This is a genomic window from Gordonia sp. BP-119, from assembly GCF_016924115.1.
Taxonomy (GTDB): Bacteria; Actinomycetota; Actinomycetes; order Mycobacteriales; family Mycobacteriaceae; genus Gordonia; species Gordonia hongkongensis.
Genome location: NZ_JAFFZF010000052.1, coordinates 1 through 26,956 on the forward strand (window position 1 = coordinate 1; position 26,956 = coordinate 26,956).

The window sequence follows — 26,956 nt, forward strand, 5'->3', positions numbered from 1 at the left end:
GCGCGGGGACGGCGTCGGAGCGGGCGGGGGCGGACTGGTTTCCGGCCAGCACGGCGGTGACCTCGTACACCGGCGGCACCGGGTCGGGCCGACTGCCGTCGGAGAGTTCGGTCCCCGCGGTGCGGCCAAGCGTCCGGGTCGACCCGTCGAACCCGATGCGCACGACGCGGTAGGTCACCGACTCCGTCGCGGACGGATCCCAGGAGACGGTGATCGCACCACTCTCGGCGACGAACCGGACGTTGCGCGGCGGCTCCACGGTCAGCACCGTCGCCGCCGAGTTGAGGCCTTCGTGATCGGTGATCCGACGTCGCATCTCGGCAGCGGCGGTGAGGCTTGCCGGGTTGCTCACGGATGCCGACCGCGCGATCTCGCCCGCCTGGGCGACGATGTCCCGCGACGCCTCGAGGCGGGCCTGGAGCGACCCGCCCGAGTCGGGAAGACGGTCGATGTCCCGGGCCCGCCGGAACACGTCCTCCAGCAGTTCGAGCGCCGCGACGTGGCGCATCTCGTCCGCGAGATCCCGGGCCCGGCGGGAGTCCGCCACCGCCTGCGCGATGACCCGTTCGACCTCGTCGGCGACCGCCGCGATCTGCCGGAGCGCCGCGGCATCGTCGCCGGCTCCGGCACGCGCATCGGCGATGGCCGCGCGCGCCCGGACGGGCAGGCCGTCGCGCAAGGCCGCGCGGGCGGCGCGGAGATCGTTCTCCCACAACCGCTTCGGCGGCGTGGGTGGCTCGGCCGACGGCGGGGGGCCGGCCGGTGGGCTCACGGCTGCTCCGAATTCGGCGGCGAGTCCGGCGATCACGGTGCGCGCGTCGCGTGTGCCGAGTCCGCGGGTGCGGGCCTCGTCGAGCAGGAACTCATGGTCCTGCGCACCCAGTTCGTCCTCGACCAGGACCGCGGCTCGGACCCGTGGTCGGAGATGGTCGGTCACGGCGTCGACGACCGATTGCCGATACTCCTGCGCCAGCACGGGATCGGAGAGCAGGACGTCGTGTACGTGGACCAGCAGCTCGTCGAGGACCGCGCGGAAGCGGCCGGCGGCGAGCTCACGGGCTCGTTCGTTGAGCGCGACGGCCCGCGACTCGATGACGCCGCGGTCGGCGGCGGCGTCGGTGTCGAGGTGTAGCAGGGTCAGGAGCGTCGGGGTGGGATCGCCGTCGCGGAGTCGGTCGAACTCGGCGAGCAGGTCGGCGATCTGACCGCGTTGCTGCGCCGACAAGGACACCCGCGGCGGCGCGGGTTCGGCCGACGCGGGCGGGGCGTCGTCGACGATGCGGTGACGCCGCAGTCGGGTGGCGATCTCGGCCGGATCGAGGCCGCCCATGGCGCCGATCTCGTCCAGCCCGGCGCGCTTGGATCTCGGGATTCCGCCGTAGCGCTCGTTGAGCCGCGCGATCGCGTTGTCGAGAAGTTCGAATCGCTGCTGATCGCGCAGTTCGCGTCGGGTGCTCACCGCACGGGCCTCGGCGATCCGACCGGTCTTGTGCCGCAACGGCGCCGACCGCTCGTCGTGTTCGGCAACCAACCGGGCCACCAGGATTCGGTACTTCGGGTGGTCGCGTTGCTTCTGCCAGAAGGCCCACACCTCGTCGAGTCGGGCGGCCACCGCGGCGTCGTCGAGCCGCTCGGCCTCCTCGATCGGGAGGTCATACAGTTCGAACGAATCCGATTCGCTCGGGCCTCCGCGTTTCTCGACCGCAGCGAGCACACGTTTGCGATAGTCGTTGCCGACGAACGGTTCCATCAGGTCTCTCCCCTCCGGCGGACGCCGTCAGTGGTCGCGGCGCCGGGAGCGGTGGACCTGGTCGAGTTCCCGCTCGACCTCCGATTTCGACAGCGAGGCACCGGTTTTGGCCGATAACGTGAGCGGGATCTGCGCATCGACGTGGAACGCGGTGACGTGCAGGACGCCGTCGAAGGCCATCTCGAAGGTCACCGACACCTCGCTGCCCTCGTCGTATCCGGGCGGGATGTCGGTGATCGCTCCTTCGATGAGGACTTTGGCGTCCTCCGGTCTCGGGGAAGCCGACTGCCCCTGCTGTTCCAGCACGACCAGCTCGATGCGGGACTGGTCGCGTCGCATGGTCCCGAACGACCGTCGCACCCGGATCGGGAGAGTCGAATTCCGCTGGACCAGCCAGCTGGCCTCCAGTTCGCCGTTGTGGCCGTTGACCGCCAGCACCCCGAAACCGCGGGAGACCACTGTGTCCACGACGACCTCGAGCGTGCGGCGGACACTGCTGACGGGCAGCGCGAACGCGTGGGCGACCCGGGTGCAGGACTCGTCGAGGTCGGCCGGTGCGACGCCGTCGAGACCGCGGTCCTCGCGCAGGCGTCCGCGGGTGGTGAGGTCGGCGCGGACGAGTCGTTCGATCTCCAGCTTCTCGCCGTAGATCGCTGCCCCGCGGGCGACGGCGAGGTCGGGGTCGTTCAGTTCCGGTGTCGTGCCCAGTGCGGCGGCGAGTTCCCGCGCGACCATCGGCATCCGCGACGAACCGCCGACCAGCAGGACACGGTCGACGGCTGACACGCCTCGGCGTTCGGCGGCGGCCAGGCATGACCGGGTGAGTTCGACGGTCCGGGCCAGCAGCGGACGGGTGAGTTCCTCGAGTTCGGCCCGGGTGAGCGTGATGACCGACCGGGCGCCGTCGTGGGCGACGATGACCGAGGTCGAATCCGACTCGGTCAGTTCGTGTTTGGCGCGCTCAGCGGCGAGGATGAGCGACTGCGAGCCGGCCGAGTCGTCGAGCGGGTCCTCGGCGTCGGGGTGTTCGGCGCAGAACGTGCGCGAGAGGTGCAGCGCCAACCGCTCATCCCAGTCGGCACCGCCGAGCTGGTGATCGCCGTCGACGGCGAGCACGGTGATCCGGCGGTCGGCGAGTTCGATGACCGTCGCATCGAAGGTCCCGCCGCCGAGGTCGTAGACCAGGACCGTCTCGTCGGGTGTGCCCTTGGCCAGCGGGTCGGTCAGGCGGCTGAAGCCGTAGGACAGAGCGGCGGCGATCGGCTCGGACAGGACCCCCGCGACCTCGAGGCCGGCATAGGTGCCGGCCTGGATCGTCGCGCGCCGCTCCTCGTCGCCGAAGTAGGCGGGCACCGTGATCACGGCCCGCTCGACCTGCTCGCCGGCGAACGCGGCGTCGGAGATCAGCGACTTGAGGATGAGTGCCGAGATCGCCGGCGCCGACCACGTCTGGCCGTGCGCGACGAAACGCCACTGGGCATCGCCCATCCGCCGCTTCACCAGGCTGCAGACGTTCTCCGGGTCGAGCCTGGCCTGCCGGCGGGCCCCTTCGCCGACGACGTGATCCGTCGGCGACGTCAGCAACACCGTCGACGGGGTGGTCGGTGCGCCGGTCAGTCCGACGATCACCTCCGGGCGGCCGTCGGCGTCGATCTTCGCCATCGCCGAGTTGGTGGTTCCGAGGTCGATCCCGATTACGCCCACGATCGGGGATGCTAGCAGCGCAGACGGTCTCGCCGGTCCCGGACGATCGGCCTGTGGAGTTGATTACGCTGGCGGAATGACGTCTCCGGAGGGCTCTGCGCCCGGGCGAACCGACGGGCTCGCGGAGCTGGGCGAGCAGGTGTCCGACCTCGCCCTCATGGTTGCGCGGCAGACCAGGACGATCGAGCGGCTCGTCGACGCCGCGAAGACCCCGTCCGCGGCGGCCGGGGTGGACTCCGCCCTGCTGGTCGACCTCTTCGCGCTCCACACCGACGCGGCGACGTGCGCGGTCTCGGCGTCGGAGGCCGACCGGCCGGCGTTCGAGCTGCTGCGCGCCGGACTGGAACGCCTCATCGTCGGCCGCGGGGGAGCGGTCGTCGCACCGCCGGCCGGGACCGACTTCGATGCCCGCACCATGGAGGCGGTCGACGTCCATCCGACCGACGACACCTCCGCGGACCGCACCGTCGCCGAGCTGCTCCGTCCCGGGCTGGTCGTCGGCGAGCGCTCGGTCCGGCCGGCGGCAGTGGTGGTCTTCCGGAGCGGTCAGTCCTCGGGAGACAGTGTCCGCCAGAGGAACTCGTAGGCCAGGGCCGATTTGAACGCGGCCTGCTTGTTGTCCGCCGCGCCGCCGTGGCCGCCCTCGATGTTCTCGTAGTACTGCACGTCGTGACCGGTTTCCTCCAGGCGGGCAACGAGTTTGCGCGCGTGACCGGGGTGGACGCGATCGTCGCGGGTCGACGTCGTGACCAGGATGGGCGGGTATGTCGCGTCCGCGTCGACGTTCTGATAGGGCGAGAACGGCTTCATGAACTCCCACTGTTCGGGGTCGTCGGGGTCGCCGTACTCGGCCATCCACGACGCCCCGGCCAGCAGGAGGTGGTAGCGCTTCATGTCGATGAGCGGGACCTGGCAGACCAGAGCGCCGAACAGCTCGGGATAGCGCGTCAGCATCACTCCCATGAGCAACCCGCCGTTGGAACCGCCCTGGGCGCCCAGCTGTGACGCAGTGGTGAGTCCGGTGTCGACGAGGGCACGCGCGACGGCGGCGAAATCCTCGTACACCTTGTGCCGTCCCGCTTTCTGCGCCTGGGTGTGCCACGACGGGCCGTATTCGCCGCCGCCCCGGATGTTGGCGATGACGTAGATCCCGCCGCGCTCGATCCAGCTCTGCCCGGCGATCGCGAGATAGCTCGGGGTGAGGGCATTCTCGAATCCGCCGTAGCCGTAGAGCAGCGTCGGTCCCTGGGACACGTCGCGCCGACGCACCACGAAGTACGGCACCTGCGTGCCGTCGTCGGACGTCGCGAAGTGCTGCTCGGCGGTCACCGCGTCGGAGTCGAAGAACGCGGGGCTGTGTTTGATGACCTCCGGAGCCCGGCCGCTCTGGCCGTGGAGCAGACTCGGCGGATCGGTGAACGACGTCGCCGACCAGAACACCTCGTCGCTCTCGTCGGGATCGGTGTCGAGGACCGAGACCGTGGCGAGGTCGGGCAGACCCGGCATGTCCACGGCCTGCCAGGTGCCGAGTTCGAGTACCTCGACCCGGGTGTGCACGTCGTGCAGCTTCACGATGATGAGATGCGAACGCGTGTAGGCGTAGTCGACGAGGCTCGTGTGCGCATCGGGCGCGAAGAGCACGGCCGCGTCGCGGTCGCCCGCCCGGTAGGCCTCGTAGTCGAAGGCCAGCAGTGTGCCCGGTGCGTGCGCGGTGCCGTCGATCTCCCACTCCGATCGCGTGAGCACCAGCAGCCAGTTCATCCGGACCCCGGCGTGCGCGTCGGTGGGCACGTCGAGCAACTCGGGGCGGCCGTCGCGCAGTTCGTAGTCGAGTGAGTTGAAGAAGTCGGTGGCGCGACCGACGAAGTGGCGTTCGAATCCCGGTGTGCTGTCGTAGCTCGCCCGCACTGACACGTCCCCGGTCTCGCCCGCGAAGACCGTCACGGCCTCCGACAGCGGGGTGCCGCGCGTCCAGCGCTTGACGATGCGGGGGTAACCGGAATCGGTCAGCGAGCTCAGCCCGTCCGGTTGCACGCCGAAATCCGTTCCGACATATACGGTGTCACGATCGATCCACCCGACGTCGGATTTGTTCTCCGCCAGCTCGAAGCCGTCGGCGACCCAGGTGCGCGACGGGATGTCGAACTCACGGACCACGGAGGCGTCGGCGCCGCCGCGCGAGAGGGAGATCAGCGCGCGCTCGTACTCGGGGCGCAGTACGGAGGCGCCGGCCCACACCCAGTTCTCGTCCTCGGCGCGTGCGAGTTCGTCGACGTCGATGAGGACATCCCAGTCGGGGGTGTCGGTCACGTAGGAGTCGTACGTCGTGCGACGCCAGAGGCCACGCGGGTTGGTCGCGTCGCGCCAGAAGTTGTACAGGTACTCCCCGCGGCGACGCGCGTAGGGGATGCGGTCGTCGGTGTCCAGGGCGGCAAGCGTTGCGGCCTCCAACTCGCGGAAGCGTTCCGACGACGTCAACGCCGCCACCGTGGGCTCGTTGTGCGCGCGCACCCAGGACAGCGCGTCGTCGCCGGTGACGTCCTCCAGCCACAGGTACGGGTCGGTGTCGGACGTGGGGGCGTCGTAGCCGTGCTCGGTCATGGCGTCCAAACTACGCGGGCGGCCGTCGCGACCGTGCTCCGCGCAGGAGCGCTCACGGTGTCGGCCCCGGCAAAACGCCCACTACAGGTTGTCCGCGCGGGGTATCGTGACGCAGCGACGTCGAGGAGACCCCCATGGCCACTGCCCATTCCGTTCCCGCCCGCTGTCCCGGCCATGAACCCCCGCGGACGTCGAGATGGGCCCGCCTCTCGATGGCCACCTGTTCCGTCGTCGCCGTGGTCGCGCTCGTCGCGGCTTGCGACAGCGGGTCGTCGGGCACCGGGGCGCCGCCGTCTGCATCGGAGTCTCTGGAGAACCCGAATGCCGTCGCCGCCGAACCGCTGCCGGCCGATGCGGTCGACAAGGCGGTCGGGCAACTCGACGACCTGGTCAACTCGATGATGGAGTCGACCAAGATCCCGGGTGTGGCCGTGGCGGTCGTGTCCGGTGGGGAGACCAAGTACGCCAAGGGGTTCGGCGTCAAGGACATCACGACCGGTGAGGCCGTCGACCCGAACACCGTCTTCCAGCTGGCGTCGGTGTCGAAGTCGGTGGGATCGACGGTGGTCGCGGCCGCCGTCACCGACAAGACGGTGACGTGGGAGATGCCGATCGTGGAATCGCTGCCTTGGTTCGCGCTCGCCGAACCGTACGTCACGCGCACCGTGACCGTCGGCGACATGTATTCGCACCGATCCGGTCTGCCGGACCACGCGGGCGACAAACTGGAGGACATGGGGTACTCGCAGCAGGAGATCATGCAGCGCATGCGCTTCATGCCGCTCGACCCGTTCCGGATCAGCTACGCCTACACCAACTTCGGGGTGACGACCGGTGGCGAGGCGGTGGCGGTGAAGGCCGGGACGGACTGGGCGACGCTGTCGCAGGACCTCATCTACGGTCCGCTGGGCATGACCAGCACCAGCTCCCGCTACGTCGACTTCGAGCGCCGGGCCGACCGCGCGGTGGGGCACATCAAGGAAGACGACAAGTGGGTCAAGACCCCGATCCCGCGCGATCCCGATGCGCAGTCACCCGCCGGCGGTGTGAGCTCGAACGTCAACGACATGGCGACGTGGCTGAAGATGGTGCTGGCGCAGGGCAAGCACAACGGCCAGGAGGTCGTGGCCCCCGACGCGCTGCTCCCGGCCCTCTCACCGCAGATCGTGTCGAGCCCGCCCCAGACGCCCGACAACCGCGCCGGATCGTACGGCTACGGCTTCAACGTCGGGGTGACCGAGGACGCGCGGACGCAGTTCAACCATGCCGGCGCGTTCGCGTCGGGCGCCGGCACGGTGTTCTCGATCCTGCCGTCGGCCGACACCGCAATCGTCGTCCTGTCCAACGCCGCGCCCCTCGGTGCGGTGGACTCGATCGCCGCCGAGTTCATGGATCTCGTGCAGTTCGGCGAGATCCGCAACGACTGGCGCGACCTCTACGCCAAGGCGTATGCGCCCCTGAGCGTGCCGAGCGGCGAACTCGTCGGCAAGGAACCGCCGTCGAATCCCGCACCGTCGCAACCACTGCCGTCGTATGTGGGTACCTACGCCAACGCGGTGTACGGACCGGCGGAGATCGTCGAACGCGACGGGAAGCTCGTCCTGGAGATGGGGCCGGGCGGAGTCCGCAAACACGAACTCGCTCACTGGGACGGCAACACGTTCACGTTCGATCTGCTCAACGAGAACGCCGAACCGGGCTCGATCTCGCAGGTCACGTTCGACGGCCCGCGTATGACGATCGAGTACTACGACGACGAGGAGAGCAACGGCGAGTTCATCCGGCGCTGACGGTCAGCGGCCCGTCCGGCCGTCGACGCCCTCGCGGATGATGTCGAGATGGCCGGCGTGACGGGCGGTCTCCTCGATCATGTGGGTCAACGCCCACCGCATCGACGGGGAGGAGCGACGTCCGCTCGCCCTGGGCGCCGCCTCGGCGAGATCGGTGTAGGCGTCGATGACCTCGCCGGCCTCGGACACCGCGCGGCGGTACGCCGCCTGCACCGACGCCACGGTCTCGTCGTCGGGGCAGGTGAACGTCGCCTGCCAGTCGTCCGCGTCCTCGCCCAGGAAGAAGAACCGTTCGACGAACGTCAGGTGGCGGACCACCCCCAACAGGCTGGTGCCCGACGGCACCGCGGCCGCACGCCCGTCGACCTCGGAGACGCCGTCGAGTTTGGCCACCGCGGAGGCGCGCAGATAGTCGAGGAAACCGACCAGCACCTCCTTCTCCGAACCGCCGGTCGCCGGTGGCGGGGTGTCCTTGCGACGGCGGGGAGGCATGGCCCCCACCCTAATGCTGTGCGGCCACCGGGTCGGGGACCTCGCCGGTCCGGACCGGGCATCGGGTGTGGGAGTAGATCGTCGGCATGCAGAGATTGCAGTGGACGCATTTCGACGTCGTCGACGGGTCGGCGGCGAGGCGTAGCGGTAGGTCGGGTTCACGCAGGAGCGCGCGCCCCATCGCCATGAAATCGAAGCCCTCGGCGAGCGCGAGATCCATCGAGGCGCGATCGGTGACGCCGCCCAGGAGGATGAGCGGCAGATCGACGGCCTTACGGAGTTCGCGCGCGAGAGGCAGCAGGTAGGCGTCGTGATAGCGGTAGTGCTTCAGGAAGACCGGTGCGAAGGCCTTCAGTCCGTACTTCATGGCACCGGAGAACGCATCGGCGAACTCCTTACGGGGTGCCTCGCCGTGAAAGAGGTACATCGGGTTGAGCAGTGAACTCCCCGCGGTGGGTTCGATGGCGTCGAGGTGGCCGTCGGATTCCAGTAGCTGTGCCACCTCGCATGCCTCGTCGACGTTGAAGCCACTCAGCCTCGCCCGGCCCCGGGCCCGCGCCGCGGGCGAGCGCTCGAGGTCGACCCGGCCGACGCCGTCGAAGAGGTTGAGCTTCACCCAGATCGCAGCCTCGTCCCCGACCTCGTCGCGCACGCTCTCGACCACCTCACGGGCGAGGCGGGCGCGGTTGACGAGGCTCCCGCCGTAGGCGTCACGACGCCGGTTCAGCAGCGGGGACAGGAAGCTGGAGATGAGATAGTTGTGGCCGCAGTGGATCTCGAGTCCGTCGAAGCCGGAGTCCACCGCAAGCCGTGCGGCCCGGCGGAACGTGGTCCGCAGGTCGGCGATGTCGTCGACGCTGATCGCACGGGTCACCGACATTCCCATCGGCGCGGGTATCCGTGACGGTCCCAGGGAGGCGGCCCGGTTCGACGCCGAGTTCGCGACCGCGCCCGCGTGCCCCAGTTGGGCCGCCGCAAGTGCGCCCTCGGCGTGGACTGCGTCGGTGAGTCTGCGCAATCCGGGAACCGCCTCGGGGCGCATCCAGATCTGGTGGCGGTCGGTGCGGCCCTCAGGTGAGATCGCGCAGTAGGCGACCGTGCTCATGGCCACCCCGCCGGCGGCGACCTCGCGATGGAACTCGATGAGTTCGTCGGTCACCAGGGCGTCGGGCGTCATCCCCTCGAAGGTGGCGCATTTGATCAGGCGGTTCCGCAGGTGCAGCGGTCCCAGCCGGGCGGGGCTGAACGGTCCGGTGGTGGGGCTGTCCACAACGGGTCCTCTCACTCGTGTCTCACGTGGCGGGTGCGGTCAGTCCGGCGGTGACGAAGCCGGCCAGGGCCGTCACGGCGGCGGGGCTCGAGGTCTCGGTGCCCCCGAACCGCAGGAGGATCAACTGGAAGGCGAGTGCCCAGCGTCGGCGCGCCTCGCTCGCCGTCAGGCCGGGGACGGCCTCGGCGAGCATGTCGGCGAACGGATCGAGATCGAACCAGCGCGACGTCCAGCTCGCGGTGGGATGGGCGAACACAAACCGTGCGAGCAGCTGTAGGTGCAGATGTCCGGTTGGGTCGGACTGCAGGTCGACGAAGGGGGCCACCACAACGTCGACGACATGCGCGATCGGCGTACCGGCCGGGTCGAGGGAGGCCAGCGGGTCGGCCCACAGCGGACCCAGGCGAGACTCCAGCAGCGCGATGGTGAGGTCGTCCTTGGTGCCGAAGTGATAGTGCACCGCCGCCGGGTTCGCCTCGGCGGCCGCGCAGATCGCCCGGACGGACACCTTGTCGTATCCCTCGGCGAGGAAGAGACGTTCGGCGACGGCCAGCAGGGCGTCGCGGGTGGGCAGCGACGTCGAATCGCGGCGCTCACCGCGTCCGGCGCGCGTGGTCTGAGTCACACGTCGAGGAAAGCACAGTTCAGTCGATGTTTCAATCAATGATTGAATGCGCAGGTTGCTACCGGCGAGTAGTGGGACACTCTGCGGCGACGGTCGGGCGCGACGTAGGCTGGCAGTCGTGGCTGAACACTTTCAAACAGTTGTATTGGGTGCAGGTCCAGGTGGGTACGTAGCCGCGATCCGGTCGGCTCAACTGGGCATGAAAACCGCCGTCATCGAGGAGAAGTACTGGGGCGGTGTGTGTCTGAACGTCGGATGTATCCCGTCCAAGGCCCTGTTGCGCAATGCGGAGCTCGCACACATCTTCAACCATCAGGCCAAGACCTTCGGCATGAGTGGTGAGGTGTCCTTCGACTTCGGCGCGGCATTCGACCGCAGCCGCAAGGTCTCGGACGGCATCGTCAAGGGCGTCCACTACCTGATGAAGAAGAACAAGATCACCGAGATCGACGGTTACGGCGTGTTCACCGACGCCAAGACCATCAAGGTGGGCGACCGGGAGATCACGTTCGACAACGTCATCATCGACACCGGGTCGACCGTCAAGCTGCTCCCCGGCGTCGAACTGTCGGAGAACGTGGTCACCTACGAAGAGCAGATCCTGACCCGTGAGCTGCCCGAGTCCATCGTCATCGTCGGTGCGGGCGCCATCGGCATGGAGTTCGGTTACGTCATGGCCAACTACGGCGTCGACGTCACGATCGTCGAGTTCCTCGATCGCGTGCTCCCCAACGAGGACGCCGACTCCTCGAAGGCCCTCGCCAAGGAGTACAAGAAGCTCGGCATCAAGTTGCTGACCTCCACCCGGGTCCAGAAGGTCACCGACAACGGCGACAGCGTCACCGTCGCCTACACCGACGCCAAGGACAAAGAGGGTGAGCTCACCGTCGACAAGGTCCTCATGTCCGTCGGATTCGCCCCGCGTGTCGAGGGCTTCGGCCTCGACAAGACCGGTGTCGAACTCACCGATCGCGGCGCCATCGCCATCGACGACTACATGCGCACCAACGTCGACGGCATCTACGCCATCGGCGACGTCACCGCCAAACTGCAGCTCGCGCACGTCGCCGAGGCCCAGGGCGTGGTGGCCGCCGAGACCATCGCCGGCGTCGAGACCATGACCCTCGGTGATTACCGGTTCATGCCGCGTGCCACCTTCTGTCAGCCGCAGGTCGCATCGTTCGGCCTCACCGAGGCGCAGGCCAAGGACGAGGGCTACAACGTCAAAGCGACCACGTTCCCGTTCTCGGCCAACGGCAAGGCCCAGGGGCTCGGCGAGACCGCGGGCTTCGCCAAGCTCGTCACCAATGCCGACACCGACGAGCTGCTCGGCGGACACCTGGTGGGCGACAACGTCTCCGAGATGCTCCCGGAGATGACGCTGGCCCACAAGTGGGATCTCACGGCCAAGGAGCTGGCGCGGAACGTGCACACGCACCCGACCATGTCGGAAGCACTGCAGGAGACGTTCCACGGCGCTCTCGGGCACATGATCAACCTGTAGACGTGTGAGTGCAGACGAGCGGGTCCGGGAGTGGACGCTCCCGTGGCCGCTCGACCTGCGGGCAACGGTCGGCCTGCACCGGCGCGGTGCGGGCGACCCGGCGTTCGTCTACGCCAGGGACGGTTCGGTCTGGCGGGCGGTGCACACCCCCGACGGGCCGGGCACCCTGACGATCGCCGTGCGGTCCGGCGTCGTCGTCGGTCGCGCATGGGGTCCCGGCGCGGACTGGTTGCTCGACCAGATGCCGGATTTCCTCGGTGCGCGAGACGATCCCGACGCCCTCGTCCCCCGCGATCCCGTTGTGCGGGAACTGGTGCGCCGCGCCGAGGGTTTGCGGCTCTCACGCACCGACCGGGTCTGGGAGGCGCTCGTCCCCGCGATCCTGGAACAGAAGGTCGTCGGCGCGGAGGCGTTCCGTGCCTGGCGATATCTGGTGCGCCGCTTCGGCTCTCCCGCGCCCGGACCGGTCCCGGAGACCATGCGGGTGCCGCCCGCCCGGCAGGACTGGGTGCGCATCCCGAGCTGGGAGTGGCACCGCAGCGGCATCGAACCGGTCCGCATGCGGACCATTCGCGGCGCCACCACCATCGACGTCGAGCGACATGCGCGGAAGCTCACCGTGCTCCGCGGTGTCGGCCAGTGGACCGAGGCCGAGACGCTGTCGCGGTCACTCGGCGACCCCGACGTGGTCAACGTCGGCGACTACCACATCCCGAAACTGGTGGGACTCACGTTGATCGGCGAGGCCGTCGACGACGCGGGCATGCTCGAACTGCTCGAACCCTATGCGGGGCAACGTCAACGAATCATCAGGCTGGTCGCGCGACGGGGCGTCCGGCCCGAACGACGCGGCCCGCGGATGACGGTCCGCGACTACCGGGACTTCTGACGCCTCGGGCCGCCTACGACGCCGTCTTGCGTGCCAGCACGAACTGCCCCTGACCGGTGATCGTCTGCTCGACGTCGTCCAGGCCCGCGCGTCGGAGGCGTTCGACGATCTCGTGGTCGTCGAAGATGCGGTACCCGCTCGCCCCGGCGAGCGGCCGGACGCCGGGGAACGAGGTGAGCGGCGTCGTCACCGAGGTGAAGACCACGATCTCGCCGCCCGGTGCGGTCACCCGCACCAGCTCGTCGACGACCGGAAGCGGGTCGGGGATCAGATAGAGGGCCGCCAGGCAGGTCACCACGTCGAAAGTGTTGTCGGCGAACGGCAATGCGTGGGCATCACCCCGCAGGAACGCGGCCCGCCCCACCGCGTTGGTCTGCGCGGCCCGCGCCAGCATGGGCGCGGAGAAGTCGATCCCGATGCAGCGACCGTCGCCGGTGAGTCCGTCGGCGATCTCGCGTATGTAATTGCCGGGGCCGCAGGCGACATCGAGGACCAACCGGTCACCGGGGCGGGCGAGGTAGGCGCGTAGTGCACGGTCGAAGTCGGCGGTGGAACGGCCGCCGAGGCTGAAGAGCCGGGTGAAGGTCGGCCGCCAGAGATGCTCGTAGATCTCGGCGAAGTACTCGTTGCGCATCAGGCGCTGCGCGATCGACTCCATGTCAGGGCTGTCGCAGTCAGGAGCGGGCGTCGCGCTGGACGCGCAGCGTGTGGATGGTGGTCGCGAGGCTGTCGTATTGACCGACGAGCAGGGTGAACCCGATGAGTTTCCGGTCGTCGAGGTGCCGGGACAACGCCTGCCAGGCGATGTCGGAGACGTCCTTGGTCTCGACGAGTTCGTCGACCGCGCGCAGGATCGCCCGTTCACGATCACCCCACCCGGCGTCGGGACCCGCCAGGATCCGGTCGAACTCGTCGGCGGTGATCCCGGCCCGACGGCCGAGGCGCCGGTGATGGTCGAGTTCGTAGCCGCAATGCCGCAGGTGGGCCACCCGGATGATCACCATCTCGGAGTCCTTGCGCGACAACACACCGAACGGCATGAGGCGACTGCTGAAGTGGAGCCAACCGCGGAACAACCCCTTCGCGCGACCCAGGGTCGAGAAGATGTGCGCGTCGTCGACACCCATGACGCGTGCAGCCCCCCGCGCGAAGACGAAATTGACCGGCCCGAGCTCCCGGAAACCACCCGGTGCAACGCGAGGTGTGCCCATGGGCCCACGGTAGACTACGCGGACTATGACGCACACCACACGGACGTTCACCAGTGTCGACGAACTGAAGGCCGCGATCGGCGAGGACCTCGGCTCGGGCGAGTGGCTCGAGATCACCCAGGAACGGGTCGACGCCTTCGCCGATGCGACCGGCGATCACCAGTGGATTCACGTCGACCCCGAGCGTGCGAAGTCCGGCCCGTTCGGGACGACCATCGCCCACGGGTACCTGACGGTGTCGCTGCTGCCGATGATCGCGGGAAAGATCTTCACCGTCGAGGGCCCCAAGCTGGTCCTGAACTACGGCATGAACAAGCTGCGCTTCCCGAACCCGGTGAAAGTCGGCGCCCGCATCCGCTCGAACGCGGTGATCACCTCGATCGAGGAGACCCCCAAGGGCGTGAACATGGTCGTCACCAACACCGTCGAGATCGAGGGCGAGGCGAAGCCCGCGTGCGTCGCCGAGAACCTTCGCGTCCTCGTCTTCTGACCAGGGCGGCTCCTCGACGCTCAGCGGCGGCACTCGTCGACGGCCGGTTCGCCGCGTAGCCGGCGGTCGAGCCAGTCGAGGGCGACGGGGAAGCCGAGCAGCGCCGCGCTGACGTGTTCACCGAAGACCTCGCGGTAGGCCATGACCGCACCGAGGGCGCACTGTTCGCGGTAGAGGGTGCGGGCGCCGGCCGCGGGGATCCACCACTCGTGGGTGCCGTGGTAGATCAGCAGCGGGACCACGGAGGCGCGGTCGGCCATCGCGGTCAACCGATAGATCCGCTCGGCGGTCGGCGACCGGAACGGGTCGGGATCGTTCGAGAGCAGCTGCATCGGCAGGAAGGTGCCGCCGGCCACCGCCTCGGGGATCACGCACACGTTCTTCAACGGCGACGACGCGAGCCAGCGCGCGGGCCGGTTCGCGAGGGCCAGGATCTCTGGACGCTCGCGCGCGATGCCGACGGTGGCCGCGTGGAACAGGCCGGTCGCGAGGTTCGCGTTCATGCTCCCGACCAGCATGCGGAAGTCGGCCGGGACACCGCCGAGAGCCGCGCCGACGACACGGTCGGTGAGCTCGGGTGCGTACTCGCCCAGTAGTTTCGCCGCACCGTGGGTGGCGATGGCGCCGCCCGAGTACCCGGTCATGGCGATCCGGCTGCGGCGCAACAATTCCGGGCGCACATGGAGGGCCGCGCGGACGGCGTCGAGGATCACGTGCCCGGCGAGTACCGGCTCCGCGTAGGCCATCCGGGGTCCCTGGTGATCGGGCACGAGCACCGCATAGCCCTCGTGCAGCGCCAGCTGGGTCGTCGGCGGGATCAGGTCGGTGACGCCCGTCGCGATGAAAAACCCATGCGCGAGTGTGTATCCGGGTGTGCAGGCGGCACCGAGTGAGTCGATCGGCAGGTTGTTCACGAGCATCGGCGTCGGTGCCCTGGCCGTTCGACGCGGGACCAGCAGGGTCGCGGTGCCGAAGATCGGCGCCCCGACGGCATCGGTGCTGCGGAACTCGATCAGCGTCGCCGATCGGAGCGGTACCGTCACCACCGGCCCGGCGGCGGCGGTGACGTCGCGGGTGGCGATCACGTCTCCCGGGGCGCGTGAATCCAGGTCGGCCGGCCACCGGTCGAACATCGGGTCACCTGTCGGGGACGGCAGGATAGATTCGCGCAATTCGAGTGCGCGGTGGTCGAATCCGTCGGCCCGCGCACGAGGCGGGATCGTGCGAAGCCGAGGAATGGGCGGCGGTGGCACCGCGCGGTCGATGGCGCCTGCGACGGGCGGCGGCAGCGGCATCATGTTCGGCGGGTCCGCGGCCGATGGCCCGGCGGACAGCGAGCCGACGGCGGCCACCAGCAGCACGGCGACCACCAGCACGGTGGCCGTCCACACCGCCCGGCATCGAAGCGCGTGCCGGGTTCTCGTCATGGCGGTGCCTCCGCGTCGAAGAGCGCTTCGTCGGTGACCTTAGGACAGTAGACCCGGCGCGGACCTCCGTTGCGCATCGATGGTCGCCGCACCGAGACGCAACCGTGATGTGCGGCGCGATAGGCGGTTTCGCGTGTCACCCGACCGGACTACATGGGTGCCGCCATGGATGGTCGCTCCCGCGCAGGCCGTCGTCACCGACTAGCATTGGCGGAGGTCATCGCGGTTCGAGTCGTCAGAGGTGCTGCCGGGGGGCGGGCGACTCGACGATGGCCGAGGTGAGACGGGAGGTTGGCGATGCCGACCAGGGGTGTTCTTCGACGATCGGTCCGACGCGCAGCGGTCGCGGTGACGGCGACGTGTGCCGCCGTGGCGCTCCTCGCGGGCCCGACCGAGACGAGTGGTCCCGCCGACGCCGAGCCGCCCAATCTCACCGCGGTCCCGCCACAGTTGCCGGCGGACGTCGACGGCCTGATCCCGGCGCCGCCGGTCGCGAAGCTGTCGCGCATCCCGGAACGGTCCCGGATTCCCGGCGCCTCCCGTGAACTGCAAGAACTGCGCGAGGCGATCATGCCGTCGCCCAGTGGCGACCGGTTCTTCGACCACTGGCCGGCCGGTCTGGCCGCGCGGACACCCGGTGAGGTCCTGACCACGCGGTCGGTGACCCGGGTGGCGCAGCCCCTGGTCTTCGTCCCGCTGCGATCGGCGCGGCAGGTCAAGTTCCGGACGACCGACGCCAACGGCGCCCCGATGTTCGGCACGGCCACCCTGCTGGTGCCGGCCAAGGCCTGGACCGGGCGGGGAGACCGCCCCGTCCTGGTCAACAACTCGCCGATCGTCGCGCTGGGCACCAAGTGCACGACGGGCTTCACCTACGCGCACGGTTTCACCAACAACACGAACGAGACCGATCTCATCCCGCCGTTCACCCAGCTCGCGTTGGACCGGGGTTATGCGGTGCTCGTGCCCGACCACACCGGGCCCCGGATGGCCTACGCCGAGCCGTATGTCGCGGGCCACGTGATCCTCGACTCGTTGCGCGCGGCCGGCGCTCTCGACCCGGCGAACTTCGCCCGCGGACCGGTCGCCATGGTCGGCTACTCCGGCGGGGCGATCGCCACCCACGGCGCGGCCAAGCTGGCCGCGAAGTATGCGCCCGACATCGCCGGGCGGTTCGTGGGGGCGGCCATCGGCGGGGTGCCCGCCGACTACCGGACACTCGCCGGCGCCATGAACGCGAACCTCGCGTCCGGGGTCTTCCACGCCGCGATGCTCGGCGTCGCCCGGGAACGGCCCGAGGTCCTCCAGATGTCGAACCATCTGGCGAGATGGCTTGCGACGTCGGAGATCCGCAACATCTGCACCGATGACATGGGCAACCTCGGGATCGCTCACCTGCCGACGCAGCTCCTGTCGACCGACCCCGATCCGTTCCACTCCGCGATCGCCGAGGAGCTCTTCGAGGTCACGTCCATGTCGGATCTGAAGGCATCGATGCCGTTGCTGATCTACCACGGGCGCTACGAGTGGTGGGTTCCCGCAACCCAGGCGCGGGCCCTCGCCGCCCAGCAGTGCGATCTCGGTGCGACAGTGACGTATCGGGAGTACGAGGCCGAACACGTGACGGCGGCTGCGGTCGGGTTCCCGGACACCGCGACCTGGCTCGACGAACGTCTGCGCGGAGTGCCCGCTCGGGACGAGTGTCGATGAGTTGTGCTGCGGCCCTTCGTGGCTCGTCGACCTCGACGCGCTCCTTCGTCGCTTGCTCGGCCCGGCGGCTATCGCTCCTCGCACCTCAGGGAGCAGAGGGGGGTGGATCAGGGCGCGGCGGGGCGCGTTTCGGTGAGGCTCATGTACGGCGAGACGCTGCTGGTGTGTTCGTCGATGCGGAGTGACGCTCCGACTGCGGGGAATGCGCGCTGGGCGCAGTTGGTCCGCTCACACACCCGGCAGCCGGCGCCGATCGGGGTCACATGCGCCTGCGGTCCGATCTCCAGACCGTCGGAATAGATCACCCGCGCGGCATGGCGCAGTTCGCATCCCATGCCGATCGCGAAGGTCTTGCCCGGTTGTCCGTAGCGGGTGGCGCGGCGTTCGACGGTGCGCGCAACCCAGAAGTAGTTCCGGCCGTCGGGCATCTCGGCGATCTGGGTGATGATCTTGCCGGGGTAGGCGAATGTCTCGTAGACGTTCCACAGCGGACAGGTGCCGCCACTGGACGAGAAGTGGAAACCGGTGGCGGACTGTCGTTTCGACATGTTCCCGGCCCGGTCCACGCGCACGAACGACCAGGGGATGCCCCGCAGGTTGGGCCGCTGCAGCGTCGAGAGGCGGTGGCAGATCGTCTCGTAGGAGACGGCGTAGAAGGCCGAGAGGCGTTCGATGTCGTACCGGAAATCCTCTGCGGCGCCGTGGAATTGGCTGTAGGGAAGGACGACTGCGGCGGCGAAGTAGTTCGCCAGACCGAGTAGTCCCAGCGCCCGGGCGTCCTCACCGCTGAAGTTCGCCTCGTCGACGAGTTTGTCCAGGAGATCCTGGTACTCGAGATAGCAGAGCTCGCTGGCGAGTTTGAAAGTCCGCTGACCTGCCGAGAGCGACGCGGAGAACTCCAGACGCCGGGCCTCGCGGTCGAACCGGTGCAGGGTGTAGTCCCCGAGGTCGACGCGGCGCACGATGCTGATGCCGTGGACGCTCTCGATGCGGTTCATGATCTCGCGCCGGATGTCGGCGGAGTGCATCCGCATCCGGGTCGTCATCTCCTCGGCAACGACATCGAGCTCGTGAATGTAGTTGCGGCGCTGGTAGAAATAGTCCCGCACCTCCTCGTGCGGCGCGCTGATGGTGCCGCGCATGCTGCGGTCGCCCCGCTCGTCGGTCGCCGCCGCGAGCTGATCGGTGGCGACCCGGTAGCGGCGGTGCAGGTTCACCATCGCCTGGGCCATCTCGGGATGCGACGCGACCATCGCGCTGAGCCCTTGGGCGTCGAGCGCGCCGGGGGAGGCCTCCAGGTCGTCGTCGAGCAGCGCCTCACGCAGCTCGGCGACCAGCCGGACATCGTCCTGGCTGTCGAAGAACCCGGCGTCGACACCGAAGGCCTCGGTGATCTTGGACAGCACCGACGCGGTCAGCGGACGGGCATCGTGTTCGATCTGGTTCAGGTACGACGCCGAGATCGACAGGGTCTGTGCGAGCGCAACCTGCGACAGGCCGCGCTCGGAACGCAACTGGCGCAACCGCGAGCCCACGTAGGTCCTGCTCATCGTCCACCTCCCGGACAGGTGCTGCCGCGTCGCGCGTCGTTCCCAGGGTACGGTGACCGCGTGCTACCCCTCCTCGGCCGACGCCGCCCGCCGGCAGCGCTGGCCGCGTCGGTCGTGGCAGTGGCGCTCGGCCTCGCGGGGTGCGCGGGCGATCCGGAAGCAGCGACGGCTCCCCGCGGTCCCGCCGATCTCGTGCTGTCCGAAGCCCAGCTGCCGCCCGCGTACACCTCCGCCCCGCTGTCGGTGGCGGATCTCGTCGCCGGGAACCGGGCCGCCATCGACGCCTCCCGATCGGTGCGCGTCACGCCCGAGTACTGCCGGCCCACCTCCGACGCCGCGCTCAACGACCGGCTGACCGCCGACAACTCGGCGGTGCTGGCCGCCCGTGACGGCGCGACGGGCACCCTCGTCGAACTGGTCACCACCGCATCGCGCGACATCGACGCCGACCGGCTCACCACGACCGGCCGCTGCTCTCGGACCACGACGGAGATCACCACCGGCAACCTGGCGGGCAGTCGGGTGCTCACGGTGTACACCGAACTGCCCCAGCCGGAGATCGACGGCGGGTTGCTGCCAGGGGAGCAGATGCTGCTCACGCGATCCGACGTCACGACGACCCTGCCCGACGGCGGTGTCCGGCGGCAGATCGGGTTCGCCGGGTACGCCGTGCTCGACCGGCCGGCATCAGGGCCGTTGACGATGCAGCTGACGGTGTCGGGTGCGACCACCCGTGCGAGCGATCCGCCGTCCATCCCGGTGGAGCCGATCGAACCGTCGGTGTTCGCGGATCTCTTCGAGACCGCCGTCGAGCGCGTCACCACACCCTGACGGCCGCCGTCCGCTGTCCGCGGACCGTGCCGCACTGGTGTGATGGACATCACTTTCGGGTATCCGGCCGTCGAGGTCGGGGTCCGAGGGCCTCCGGGCTGATGGATCGGCGCGACTACTCGTGAGTAGAAAATCCCAGTACGGACGTACTTTTTGGCGGAAGTAGACCCTGCGTTCACAGAACTATATTCGCAAACTTTGCAAACAGTTGGCGAAAAATAGCCCATATTTACATGCTTCGAGGGTTGGACCTGCGGGTTTGTGTTGTGGCACCCTTGCTGCAGGCACCACCGATACCACGTCGACGGGTTCGCAAACTTCGGCCGAGACTGACGCCGATCGCGATCACACACCCCAGACGAGGACATCGGCTGTCTGTCAGCAGAGAGGTTCCGGCGGCGCGCCGGGCCGTCGCCCCGATCCGGTCCCCGGTCGGGACGAGCAGGACAACGAAAGCGAAGCAGCCAATGAGCAACGTCGGAAAGCCCCGTACCGCCGCGGAGATCCAGCAGGACTGGGACACCAACCCGCGCTGGAAGGGCATCAAGCGCGATTACACCGCCGAGCAGGTCGCCGAGCTCCAGGGCTCGGTCGTCGAGGAGCACACCCTCGCCCGCCGCGGCGCCGAGATCCTGTGGGACGGCGTGACCAAGGGTGACGGCAGCTACATCAACGCCCTGGGCGCTCTCACCGGTAACCAGGCCGTGCAGCAGGTCCGCGCCGGCCTGAAGGCCGTGTACCTCTCGGGTTGGCAGGTCGCTGGTGACGCGAACCTGTCCGGCCACACCTACCCCGACCAGTCGCTCTACCCGGCCAACTCGGTCCCGAGCGTCGTGCGTCGCATCAACAACGCGCTGCTGCGTGCCGACGAGATCGCCCGCGTCGAGGGTGACAACTCGGTCGACAACTGGGTCGTGCCGATCGTGGCCGACGGTGAGGCCGGCTTCGGCGGCGCCCTCAACGTCTACGAACTGCAGAAGGCCATGATCGCCGCGGGTGCCGCCGGTACCCACTGGGAGGATCAGCTCGCGTCGGAGAAGAAGTGCGGCCACCTCGGCGGCAAGGTGCTCATCCCGACCCAGCAGCACGTCCGCACCCTGAACTCGGCTCGTCTCGCCGCCGACGTCGCCGGTGTCCCCACCGTCGTGATCGCCCGCACCGATGCCGAGGCCGCGACGCTGATCACCTCCGACGTCGACGACCGCGACAAGCAGTTCGTCACCGGTGAGCGCACCGCCGAGGGCTACTACCACGTGAAGAACGGCATCGAGCCGTGCATCGAGCGTGCGAAGTCCTACGCGCCCTACGCCGACATGATCTGGATGGAGACCGGTACCCCGGATCTCGAGCTGGCCCGCAAGTTCGCCGAGGCCGTCAAGGCCGAGTACCCCGACCAGCTGCTGTCCTACAACTGCAGCCCGTCGTTCAACTGGAGCAAGCACCTCGACGACAGCACCATCGCGAAGTTCCAGAACGAGCTGGGCGCCATGGGCTTCACCTTCCAGTTCATCACGCTGGCCGGCTTCCACTCGCTGAACTACGGCATGTTCGACCTGGCCTACGGCTACGCCCGCGAGCAGATGTCGGCGTTCGTCGACCTGCAGAACCGCGAGTTCAAGGCTGCCGAGGAGCGCGGCTTCACCGCCGTCAAGCACCAGCGTGAGGTCGGCGCCGGCTACTTCGACAACATCGCCACCACCGTCGACCCCAACACCTCGACCGCTGCTCTCAAGGGCTCGACCGAGGAAGGCCAGTTCCACTAGGAACTCGCCACCTTTGTGATCTAGGCGAACCAGGCAGGCGGTCCGCGGCTTTCGCTGCGGGCCGCCTGTTGGCGTATCCCGGGCTCGACGCGTGCCCGGAGGGTCACCCATGTTCTTGCGAAATCGGTTCTTGCCGAGGACGTTTCCACCCGAGGAGCCGACATGACAAACCAGAAGATCTCCCGCGTCGGCGTGGTGGGGGCGGGGCAGATGGGCGCGGGGATCGCCGAGGTGTGCGCGCGGGCCCACGCCGACGTGCTCGTCTACGAGCACAGCCGAGAACTCGTCGTCACCGGTCGCGCCCGGATTCTCCGATCACTCGATCGCGGTGTGTCGAGCGGCAAACTGACCGAACGTGAACGCGACCAGGCGTCGATGCGACTCCGCTTCACCACTGACCTGGGCGACTTCGCCGATCGCCACCTCGTGTGCGAGGCAGTCGTCGAGGACGAGGCGGTCAAGACCGAGATCTTCGCCCAACTGGACAAGGTCGTGACCGACCCCGGGGCAGTCCTGGCGTCGAACACATCGTCCATCCCGATCATGAAGCTGGGCATGGCAACCCAGAACACCGCCCGCGTCATCGGCATGCACTTCTTCAACCCCGTACCGGTTCTCCCGCTGGTCGAACTCGTCACCACCCTGACGACCGCTCCGGAGATCGTCGAGCGCGCCGAGACCTTCGCCCACGACGTGTTGGGCAAGCAGGTGGTCCGGTCGGCCGATCGATCCGGATTCGTCGTGAACGCATTGCTGGTCCCGTATCTGCTCTCGTCCATCCGGATGGTGGAGAGCAGTGTCGCGACCGTCGACGACATCGACAAGGCCATGGTCCTCGGGTGTGCGCACCCGATGGGTCCCCTCAAGCTGGCCGATCTGGTCGGACTCGACACGATCAAGGCCATCGCCGACCGGATGTACGAGGAGTTCAAGGAGCCGCTCTACGCACCGCCTCCGCTGCTGTTGCGCATGGTCGAGGCGGGGCGACTCGGCAAGAAGGCCGACCACGGCTTCTACCGGTACGCCTGATCGACGCCGGTCCGGCGGGCCGTCTGGGGTGACCTGCGTCACGAGTGTTAGCAAGATGCTTGCATTTGCTAGCGCAGCGTGGATACTGGTTATCGGAAACACCAATACCGATGGCGCCGCGGTTCCCTTATCTCGCGCGGTGTGAGCCGAATCGAATTGGCTTGCAACACCGACCGTTCCGAGGCGGCAGGCGACGGATTGTTCCGACATGCGCCCGGCGAAGACGCCGAGATCAACGAGACCGCATGTGCTGCAGCGCGATTGGTGACCCGACCGAAGGAGTCCACTGTGACCACCACCGAACGTAACTACGCCCCCCTCTATGCCGCCGTCGGCGCCGGCGACTACGCCTTCGCCCAAGTGACCGAGAAGCTGACCGAACTGCGTGAGCGCACCGAGGCTGCTGCCGAGACCGCCCAGTCGCGTCTCGAGGCCCGCTACGCCGAGACCAAGACCCTGATCACGGATCTGCCCGAGACCGCCCAGACGCGTTTCGACGAGGCCAAGACCCGCATCGGCTCGCTGTCCGAGGAGGTCCCGAGCGACCTCGACGAACTGCGCGGCAAGCTGACCGCCGAGGAGCTCAAGCGCCTCGCCGACCCCTACGTCGAGAAGGCCTACGGCTTCTACACCTCGCTCGCCGAGCGCGGCGAGGCCACCCTCGAGCGCCTGCGCACCAAGCCGCTCGTCCAGGAGAACCTGTCGCGCGCCGAGAAGGTCTACAACGACGCCGTCGACCTGACCGAGGACGCCCTCGGCGTCGTGTCGACCCAGACCCGCCTCGTCGGTGATCGTGCGGCGAAGCTCGCCGGCCGTGCGAGCGAGCAGGTCGAGGACGTCGCCGTCGCGATCGAAGAGGCCGGCAGCAGCGTCAAGGAGCAGGCCGACGACGCGGCCAAGGAGATCGACGGCGCCGCAGGCACTGTCGAGGCCAAGGGTCGTGCCGCCAAGGCTTCGCCGGCCAAGAAGGTCGCCGAGGCCAAGGACACCCCGGTGCCGGCCGTGAAGAAGACCGCCGCCAAGAAGGCGCCGGCCAAGAAGGCCCCGGTCAAGAAGCCGACCACCGCGAAGTAAGTCGCACACAGTCGCATACGGCAACGCCCCCGCTTCCGGCGGGGGCGTTGTCGTGTGTGGGGGGCGCCTTTGTCTCGGGACGAGGTCCCTGTCCCGCGGTGGTGTTTCCGTCCCGCTGATGAGATCTGATCAGCGGGAGGGAAGCGGGGCCGCGGGACTCAGCTCATCGACTCGAACTTCTCCAGCCATGGCCGGAGCAGGCCGATGAAGGACCCGTCCTCGAGCATCGACCAGGTCCAGCGCACGACGACGGGGCCCAGCGCGCGGATCTCGTCCTCGCGCAGCTTCTCCTGCAGCACGACGTCGGCCACCGTCATCCCTGATGGCCGAAGGCGGCCGTATTTGACCATGCCGTCGAACTCCCCGACGAGCTTCGCCCCCCAGTCGAAGTCGACACGGTAGACGCCGCTCCGCGCACAGTACTCGCGTTGCAGTCGTGGAGCAGGCAGGCCGGCCTCGATCATCTGCGCCCGACTCCACGATTCGCCGACGCTTTCGGCCGCCCCATCGGCCAGTGCCAGCGCACGCCGAGCCACTCGACCTCCGCGCCGACGACGAGAGGCGAGCATCCGGCCCATGAGCTCACGATCGGCGCCTGCTCGAAGTGCCTGGTCGAAGGCGGTGAGGGCCTGTGCGAAGTCGCCCCCGGCCGCTACATCGACAGCGGTTCGCTCGATTCTGGTGACGGGTATTCCGTCGACGACGGCGAGCTCGTCTGCCGTCAGGGCGGCGGCGTGAACGTGACGATGCGTCGCGATGAATCCGCCGGCCTTCTTGCCGTTGGTGACGTGAACGCGTTCGGTGGCGGGCTTCAGCAGCGGAATGCCGAGCACCGCGGCGGCCGAGACGTGACTCAGTGGCAACTGTGGTGCGCTCGCCGGCTGTGACGTGGCGATCGCGACAGACTTGAGGCGGTGCAACTCCTGGTCGCCTTCGTGCCCGGCGAAGTCGTCGGATGCCGGCACGTAGACGCCGGGGATGAGCCGGATCAGGTCCCCGGCGGATACCGCTGCAGCAAGCAGGTTGTCGGAGAAGGCCGCATCGAGTGCGGCGCCGCGACGGATCAGACCGTAGCGGTCCAGTGGGTAGCTGGTCATCTCTATTCGACGCAGCGGAGGGCGTCTCGGCTCCATCGGGTTTTCCCCAACCTTCCCGCGGTCCCGCTTCCGTCCCGCTGATGAGATCCGATCAGCGGGACGGAAACAGCACCGCGGGAGCGAGACTCCGCGACGGCGCCGGTCAGGGCGTCCGGATGGTGAGGACCGCGAGCGCGCCGTCGTCGCTGCGGTAGGTGTGCGCAACGTCGGACAGCCAGTGCAGGGATTCGCCCGGCCCCGCCGCGCGTTCCTCGCCGGCGCGACCGGCCCGGAGATGGCCGCTGACGACATGTACGTGCTCGACGACGCCGGGCCCGTGCGCGGGCGACTCCCTGGTTCCGCCGGGGCTGACGCGCAACCAGAAGACCTCGGTGACCGAGCCGTCGTCGTGATGCTCGACGTGCAGCACCCGGGCGGCGAGGTGGGGGCCGGCGCCCTCGACTCCGGATTCCTCGCCCAGGAGGGCGGACAGCGGCACGCCGAGCGGACCGGCAATGGCGTACAGCGTGTCGAGGGTCGGATTTCGTTGTCCACCTTCGAGTTCGGACAACGAACCCTTGCCGATCCGCGCTTCCCGGGCGAGGCCTGACAAGCTCAGGCCCCGCTGCTTTCGGATGGCGGAGATCCGGGCCCCGACCGCGCGTCGTCGATCCTCGCCGGGTGTCATCGTCCTCGTCTCGTTCGCGTCGCTGCCGACAACCACTGTTCTGTTTACGGAACGATACCGCTATGCTCGCGACATGACCAGTCCCGCGCCGCCGGCTCGCAGTGAGCCGATCATCGCCGGAGTCGTCACCTCGCTGGTCGGTTTCACCTCGTCGTTCGTCGTGGTGGTCACCGGCTTGCGAACCGTGGGCGCCAGTCCGGCACAAGCCGCGTCGGGTCTGCTCGTGCTGACGATTCTGTTCGGACTCGGATCGATTGCGCTGTCGCTGCACACCCGCCGGCCGGTGACACTGGCGTGGTCGACCCCGGGCGCGGCACTCCTCGTGTCGGCGGGTGCGTCCTACGACGCCGGGTGGGCGGCGGCGGTCGGGGCGTTCCTGGTGGTGGGGTTGCTGATCCTCGCGACCGGACTGGTCCCCGCACTCGGCGAACTCATCGGCCGGATTCCGACGCCGATCGCCCAGGCCATGCTGGCCGGCGTGCTGCTCAGCCTCTGCCTCGCGCCGATGACGTCGCTGGCCGCACAACCGTGGTCGACACTTCCGATCCTCGTCGTGTGGCTCCTCGCAATGCGGTGGCTGCCCCGGTGGGCGCTGCCACTGGCCTTGGTCACCGCGCTGGTCGTGATCGGGGTGAACCTCGCCGTCGACGGATACGACGGCTGGGAGGGTGAGACGTGGTGGCCGCAGTTGGTCTGGACAACACCGACTTTCGACGCGACGGCGATCGTCGGACTGGCGGTCCCGCTCTACATCGTCACCATGGCCTCGCAGAACGTTCCCGGGGTGGCCGTGCTCAAGTCCTTCGGCTATGAGACGCCCTGGCGTCCGGCGATGTTCGTGACCGGCACGGGAACCGTACTCGGAGCGCCGTTCGGCGGACACGCCATCAACCTCGCGGCTCTGTCCGCGGCACTGGCCGCGGGTCCGGAGGCGGGCGCCGACCGATCACGGCGATGGATCGCCGGTGTGGCGACGGGGTCGACGAGCCTCGTACTAGCGGTGCTGTCGGGTGCGCTGGTCGTCGTCACGGCGATCGCGCCGGACGGACTGCTCGAAGCCGTTGCGGGACTTGCGCTCCTGGCCACGTTCGTGGCCGCGATCATGGGGGCGTTCGAGAAGCCGGAGTTCCGCATTCCCGCGGCACTGGCGTTCGTGACCGCGGCCGCGGGCGTCACCTTCGGGGGGATCGGTGGCGCGTTCTGGGCGCTTGTCGTCGGGCTGGCGGCGCACGGGGTGCTCAGTCGGCGCCCGGTTCCTGCTCCCTGATCCGAAAGAACCGCATAACCCCTGGTCCCTGAGGTGCGAGGAGCGCAAGCGACGAGCCACGAAGGGCCTGGCGAGGCGAGTTGCGAAGACCCTAATGGGGGTGGATCGGCGTCCTGCAGGGGATGCTGGTTTGTGTGAGCCTTCCCGGCCGGTGACCACTCCGAGACCCTGAAACGGTGTCGGATTTCTACACGAAGACCGTGGCCCGGCCGGGT

23 protein-coding genes are annotated in these 26,956 nt (G+C 68.7%); 11 read left to right on the forward strand and 12 right to left on the reverse strand.

All coding sequences use genetic code 11. The features are described from left to right. Together JW364_RS21540 and JW364_RS21545 are read right to left on the reverse strand one after the other, a co-directional pair. Window positions 1–1,750, reverse strand: a 1,750-nt coding sequence (locus tag JW364_RS21540) for an Ig-like domain repeat protein (protein ID WP_205334535.1), incomplete at its 3' end; no start/stop codon positions are given. 27 nt (window positions 1,751–1,777) lie between these two features. After that, window positions 1,778–3,454 (reverse strand): Hsp70 family protein, encoded by a 1,677-nt coding sequence (locus JW364_RS21545; RefSeq protein ID WP_205334320.1) that lies wholly within the window; start codon window positions 3,452–3,454, stop codon window positions 1,778–1,780. A gap of 76 nt (window positions 3,455–3,530) precedes the next feature. On the opposite strand from JW364_RS21545, the gene grpE reads away from it, so the two are divergent. Beyond that, complete coding sequence (gene grpE / locus JW364_RS21550) at window positions 3,531–4,040, forward strand: nucleotide exchange factor GrpE (protein ID WP_165630630.1); 510 nt, start codon at window positions 3,531–3,533, stop codon at window positions 4,038–4,040. Here grpE and JW364_RS21555 read toward each other — a convergent pair. After that, window positions 4,001–6,055, reverse strand: a complete 2,055-nt coding sequence (locus tag JW364_RS21555) for a prolyl oligopeptidase family protein (RefSeq protein WP_205334319.1) — start codon at window positions 6,053–6,055, stop codon at window positions 4,001–4,003. The genes grpE and JW364_RS21555 overlap by 40 nt on opposite strands. Window positions 6,056–6,267: 212 nt before the next feature. Here JW364_RS21555 and JW364_RS21560 point away from each other — a divergent pair, with 212 nt between their 5' ends. Next, window positions 6,268–7,845, forward strand: coding sequence for a serine hydrolase (locus tag JW364_RS21560; protein ID WP_065630142.1), 1,578 nt, complete (start codon window positions 6,268–6,270; stop codon window positions 7,843–7,845). 3 nt (window positions 7,846–7,848) lie between these two features. Here the strand turns inward: JW364_RS21560 and JW364_RS21565 are convergent, their stop codons facing one another. The 3 genes from JW364_RS21565 to JW364_RS21575 are packed head-to-tail and all read right to left on the reverse strand — an operon-like array spanning window position 7,849 to window position 10,232. Then, window positions 7,849–8,337, reverse strand: coding sequence for a DinB family protein (locus JW364_RS21565; protein ID WP_205334318.1), 489 nt, complete (start codon window positions 8,335–8,337; stop codon window positions 7,849–7,851). Window positions 8,338–8,347: 10 nt separating this feature from the next. Beyond that, a complete protein-coding gene (locus tag JW364_RS21570; protein ID WP_159370035.1) occupies window positions 8,348–9,607 on the reverse strand; it encodes an NADH:flavin oxidoreductase in 1,260 nt (419 codons plus the stop codon). A 22-nt stretch (window positions 9,608–9,629) separates the two neighbouring features. Beyond that, window positions 9,630–10,232 (reverse strand): TetR/AcrR family transcriptional regulator, encoded by a 603-nt coding sequence (locus tag JW364_RS21575; RefSeq protein WP_058251287.1) that lies wholly within the window; start codon window positions 10,230–10,232, stop codon window positions 9,630–9,632. A gap of 118 nt (window positions 10,233–10,350) precedes the next feature. Here JW364_RS21575 and lpdA point away from each other — a divergent pair, with 118 nt between their 5' ends. Together lpdA and JW364_RS21585 are read left to right on the forward strand one after the other, a co-directional pair. After that, complete coding sequence (gene lpdA / locus JW364_RS21580) at window positions 10,351–11,736, forward strand: dihydrolipoyl dehydrogenase (RefSeq protein WP_159370036.1); 1,386 nt, start codon at window positions 10,351–10,353, stop codon at window positions 11,734–11,736. A 4-nt stretch (window positions 11,737–11,740) separates the two neighbouring features. Further along, window positions 11,741–12,625: a DNA-3-methyladenine glycosylase gene (locus JW364_RS21585; RefSeq protein ID WP_159370037.1), complete on the forward strand. Its 885-nt coding sequence runs from the start codon at window positions 11,741–11,743 to the stop codon at window positions 12,623–12,625. A gap of 13 nt (window positions 12,626–12,638) precedes the next feature. Here JW364_RS21585 and JW364_RS21590 read toward each other — a convergent pair whose 3' ends face one another. After that, window positions 12,639–13,283 carry a methyltransferase domain-containing protein gene (locus JW364_RS21590; protein WP_159370038.1) on the reverse strand — a complete coding sequence of 215 codons (645 nt, stop codon included), beginning with the start codon at window positions 13,281–13,283 and terminating at the stop codon, window positions 12,639–12,641. 16 nt (window positions 13,284–13,299) lie between these two features. Then, window positions 13,300–13,836: a carboxymuconolactone decarboxylase family protein gene (locus tag JW364_RS21595; protein WP_205334317.1), complete on the reverse strand. Its 537-nt coding sequence runs from the start codon at window positions 13,834–13,836 to the stop codon at window positions 13,300–13,302. 25 nt (window positions 13,837–13,861) lie between these two features. On the opposite strand from JW364_RS21595, the gene JW364_RS21600 reads away from it, so the two are divergent. After that, entirely contained in the window at window positions 13,862–14,326 is a 465-nt protein-coding gene (locus JW364_RS21600) for a MaoC family dehydratase (RefSeq protein ID WP_058251282.1), read from the forward strand. 20 nt (window positions 14,327–14,346) lie between these two features. Here the strand turns inward: JW364_RS21600 and JW364_RS21605 are convergent, their stop codons facing one another. Then, window positions 14,347–15,753, reverse strand: coding sequence for a lipase family protein (locus tag JW364_RS21605; RefSeq protein WP_205334316.1), 1,407 nt, complete (start codon window positions 15,751–15,753; stop codon window positions 14,347–14,349). A gap of 297 nt (window positions 15,754–16,050) precedes the next feature. On the opposite strand from JW364_RS21605, the gene JW364_RS21610 reads away from it, so the two are divergent. Beyond that, window positions 16,051–17,463: a lipase family protein gene (locus tag JW364_RS21610; protein WP_165630623.1), complete on the forward strand. Its 1,413-nt coding sequence runs from the start codon at window positions 16,051–16,053 to the stop codon at window positions 17,461–17,463. A gap of 107 nt (window positions 17,464–17,570) precedes the next feature. Here JW364_RS21610 and ramB read toward each other — a convergent pair whose 3' ends face one another. Continuing rightward, the gene (gene ramB / locus JW364_RS21615) at window positions 17,571–19,013 is read right to left on the reverse strand and encodes an acetate metabolism transcriptional regulator RamB (RefSeq protein WP_058251281.1); all 1,443 of its coding nucleotides are present in this window, start codon (window positions 19,011–19,013) and stop codon (window positions 17,571–17,573) included. A gap of 60 nt (window positions 19,014–19,073) precedes the next feature. Here ramB and JW364_RS21620 point away from each other — a divergent pair, with 60 nt between their 5' ends. The 4 genes from JW364_RS21620 to JW364_RS21635 all read left to right on the forward strand — a co-directional run bounded on the left by JW364_RS21620 (window position 19,074) and on the right by JW364_RS21635 (window position 23,710). Then, window positions 19,074–19,844 (forward strand): hypothetical protein, encoded by a 771-nt coding sequence (locus JW364_RS21620; protein ID WP_205334315.1) that lies wholly within the window; start codon window positions 19,074–19,076, stop codon window positions 19,842–19,844. A 467-nt stretch (window positions 19,845–20,311) separates the two neighbouring features. After that, window positions 20,312–21,607, forward strand: a complete 1,296-nt coding sequence (aceA, locus tag JW364_RS21625; RefSeq protein WP_058251280.1) for an isocitrate lyase — start codon at window positions 20,312–20,314, stop codon at window positions 21,605–21,607. 162 nt (window positions 21,608–21,769) lie between these two features. Then, window positions 21,770–22,636: a 3-hydroxybutyryl-CoA dehydrogenase gene (locus JW364_RS21630; RefSeq protein ID WP_205334314.1), complete on the forward strand. Its 867-nt coding sequence runs from the start codon at window positions 21,770–21,772 to the stop codon at window positions 22,634–22,636. A 288-nt stretch (window positions 22,637–22,924) separates the two neighbouring features. Next, window positions 22,925–23,710: a hypothetical protein gene (locus JW364_RS21635; RefSeq protein ID WP_058251419.1), complete on the forward strand. Its 786-nt coding sequence runs from the start codon at window positions 22,925–22,927 to the stop codon at window positions 23,708–23,710. A gap of 158 nt (window positions 23,711–23,868) precedes the next feature. On the opposite strand, the gene JW364_RS21640 is transcribed toward JW364_RS21635, so the two are convergent. Both JW364_RS21640 and JW364_RS21645 read right to left on the reverse strand, forming a co-directional pair. Then, a complete protein-coding gene (locus JW364_RS21640; protein WP_165630622.1) occupies window positions 23,869–24,807 on the reverse strand; it encodes a hypothetical protein in 939 nt (312 codons plus the stop codon). A 142-nt stretch (window positions 24,808–24,949) separates the two neighbouring features. Continuing rightward, entirely contained in the window at window positions 24,950–25,474 is a 525-nt protein-coding gene (locus JW364_RS21645) for a helix-turn-helix domain-containing protein (protein WP_058251418.1), read from the reverse strand. A gap of 73 nt (window positions 25,475–25,547) precedes the next feature. Here JW364_RS21645 and JW364_RS21650 point away from each other — a divergent pair, with 73 nt between their 5' ends. Continuing rightward, window positions 25,548–26,741 carry a benzoate/H(+) symporter BenE family transporter gene (locus JW364_RS21650; RefSeq protein WP_205334313.1) on the forward strand — a complete coding sequence of 398 codons (1,194 nt, stop codon included), beginning with the start codon at window positions 25,548–25,550 and terminating at the stop codon, window positions 26,739–26,741. Window positions 26,742–26,956: the final 215 nt, after the last annotated feature.

Excerpts from the sequence above, each read along its gene's own strand:
- grpE (WP_165630630.1), top strand. The coding sequence starts at position 3,531 with ATGACGTCTCCGGAGGGCTCTGCGCCCGGGCGAACCGACGGGCTCGCG.
- JW364_RS21555 (WP_205334319.1), bottom strand. The coding sequence starts at position 6,055 with ATGACCGAGCACGGCTACGACGCCCCCACGTCCGACACCGACCCGTAC.
- JW364_RS21560 (WP_065630142.1), top strand. The coding sequence starts at position 6,268 with ATGGCCACCTGTTCCGTCGTCGCCGTGGTCGCGCTCGTCGCGGCTTGC.
- JW364_RS21565 (WP_205334318.1), bottom strand. The coding sequence starts at position 8,337 with ATGCCTCCCCGCCGTCGCAAGGACACCCCGCCACCGGCGACCGGCGGT.
- JW364_RS21590 (WP_159370038.1), bottom strand. The coding sequence starts at position 13,283 with ATGGAGTCGATCGCGCAGCGCCTGATGCGCAACGAGTACTTCGCCGAG.
- JW364_RS21595 (WP_205334317.1), bottom strand. The coding sequence starts at position 13,836 with ATGGGCACACCTCGCGTTGCACCGGGTGGTTTCCGGGAGCTCGGGCCG.
- JW364_RS21600 (WP_058251282.1), top strand. The coding sequence starts at position 13,862 with ATGACGCACACCACACGGACGTTCACCAGTGTCGACGAACTGAAGGCC.
- JW364_RS21605 (WP_205334316.1), bottom strand. The coding sequence starts at position 15,753 with ATGACGAGAACCCGGCACGCGCTTCGATGCCGGGCGGTGTGGACGGCC.
- JW364_RS21610 (WP_165630623.1), top strand. The coding sequence starts at position 16,051 with ATGCCGACCAGGGGTGTTCTTCGACGATCGGTCCGACGCGCAGCGGTC.
- ramB (WP_058251281.1), bottom strand. The coding sequence starts at position 19,013 with ATGAGCAGGACCTACGTGGGCTCGCGGTTGCGCCAGTTGCGTTCCGAG.
- aceA (WP_058251280.1), top strand. The coding sequence starts at position 20,312 with ATGAGCAACGTCGGAAAGCCCCGTACCGCCGCGGAGATCCAGCAGGAC.
- JW364_RS21630 (WP_205334314.1), top strand. The coding sequence starts at position 21,770 with ATGACAAACCAGAAGATCTCCCGCGTCGGCGTGGTGGGGGCGGGGCAG.
- JW364_RS21640 (WP_165630622.1), bottom strand. The coding sequence starts at position 24,807 with ATGACCAGCTACCCACTGGACCGCTACGGTCTGATCCGTCGCGGCGCC.
- JW364_RS21645 (WP_058251418.1), bottom strand. The coding sequence starts at position 25,474 with ATGACACCCGGCGAGGATCGACGACGCGCGGTCGGGGCCCGGATCTCC.
- JW364_RS21650 (WP_205334313.1), top strand. The coding sequence starts at position 25,548 with ATGACCAGTCCCGCGCCGCCGGCTCGCAGTGAGCCGATCATCGCCGGA.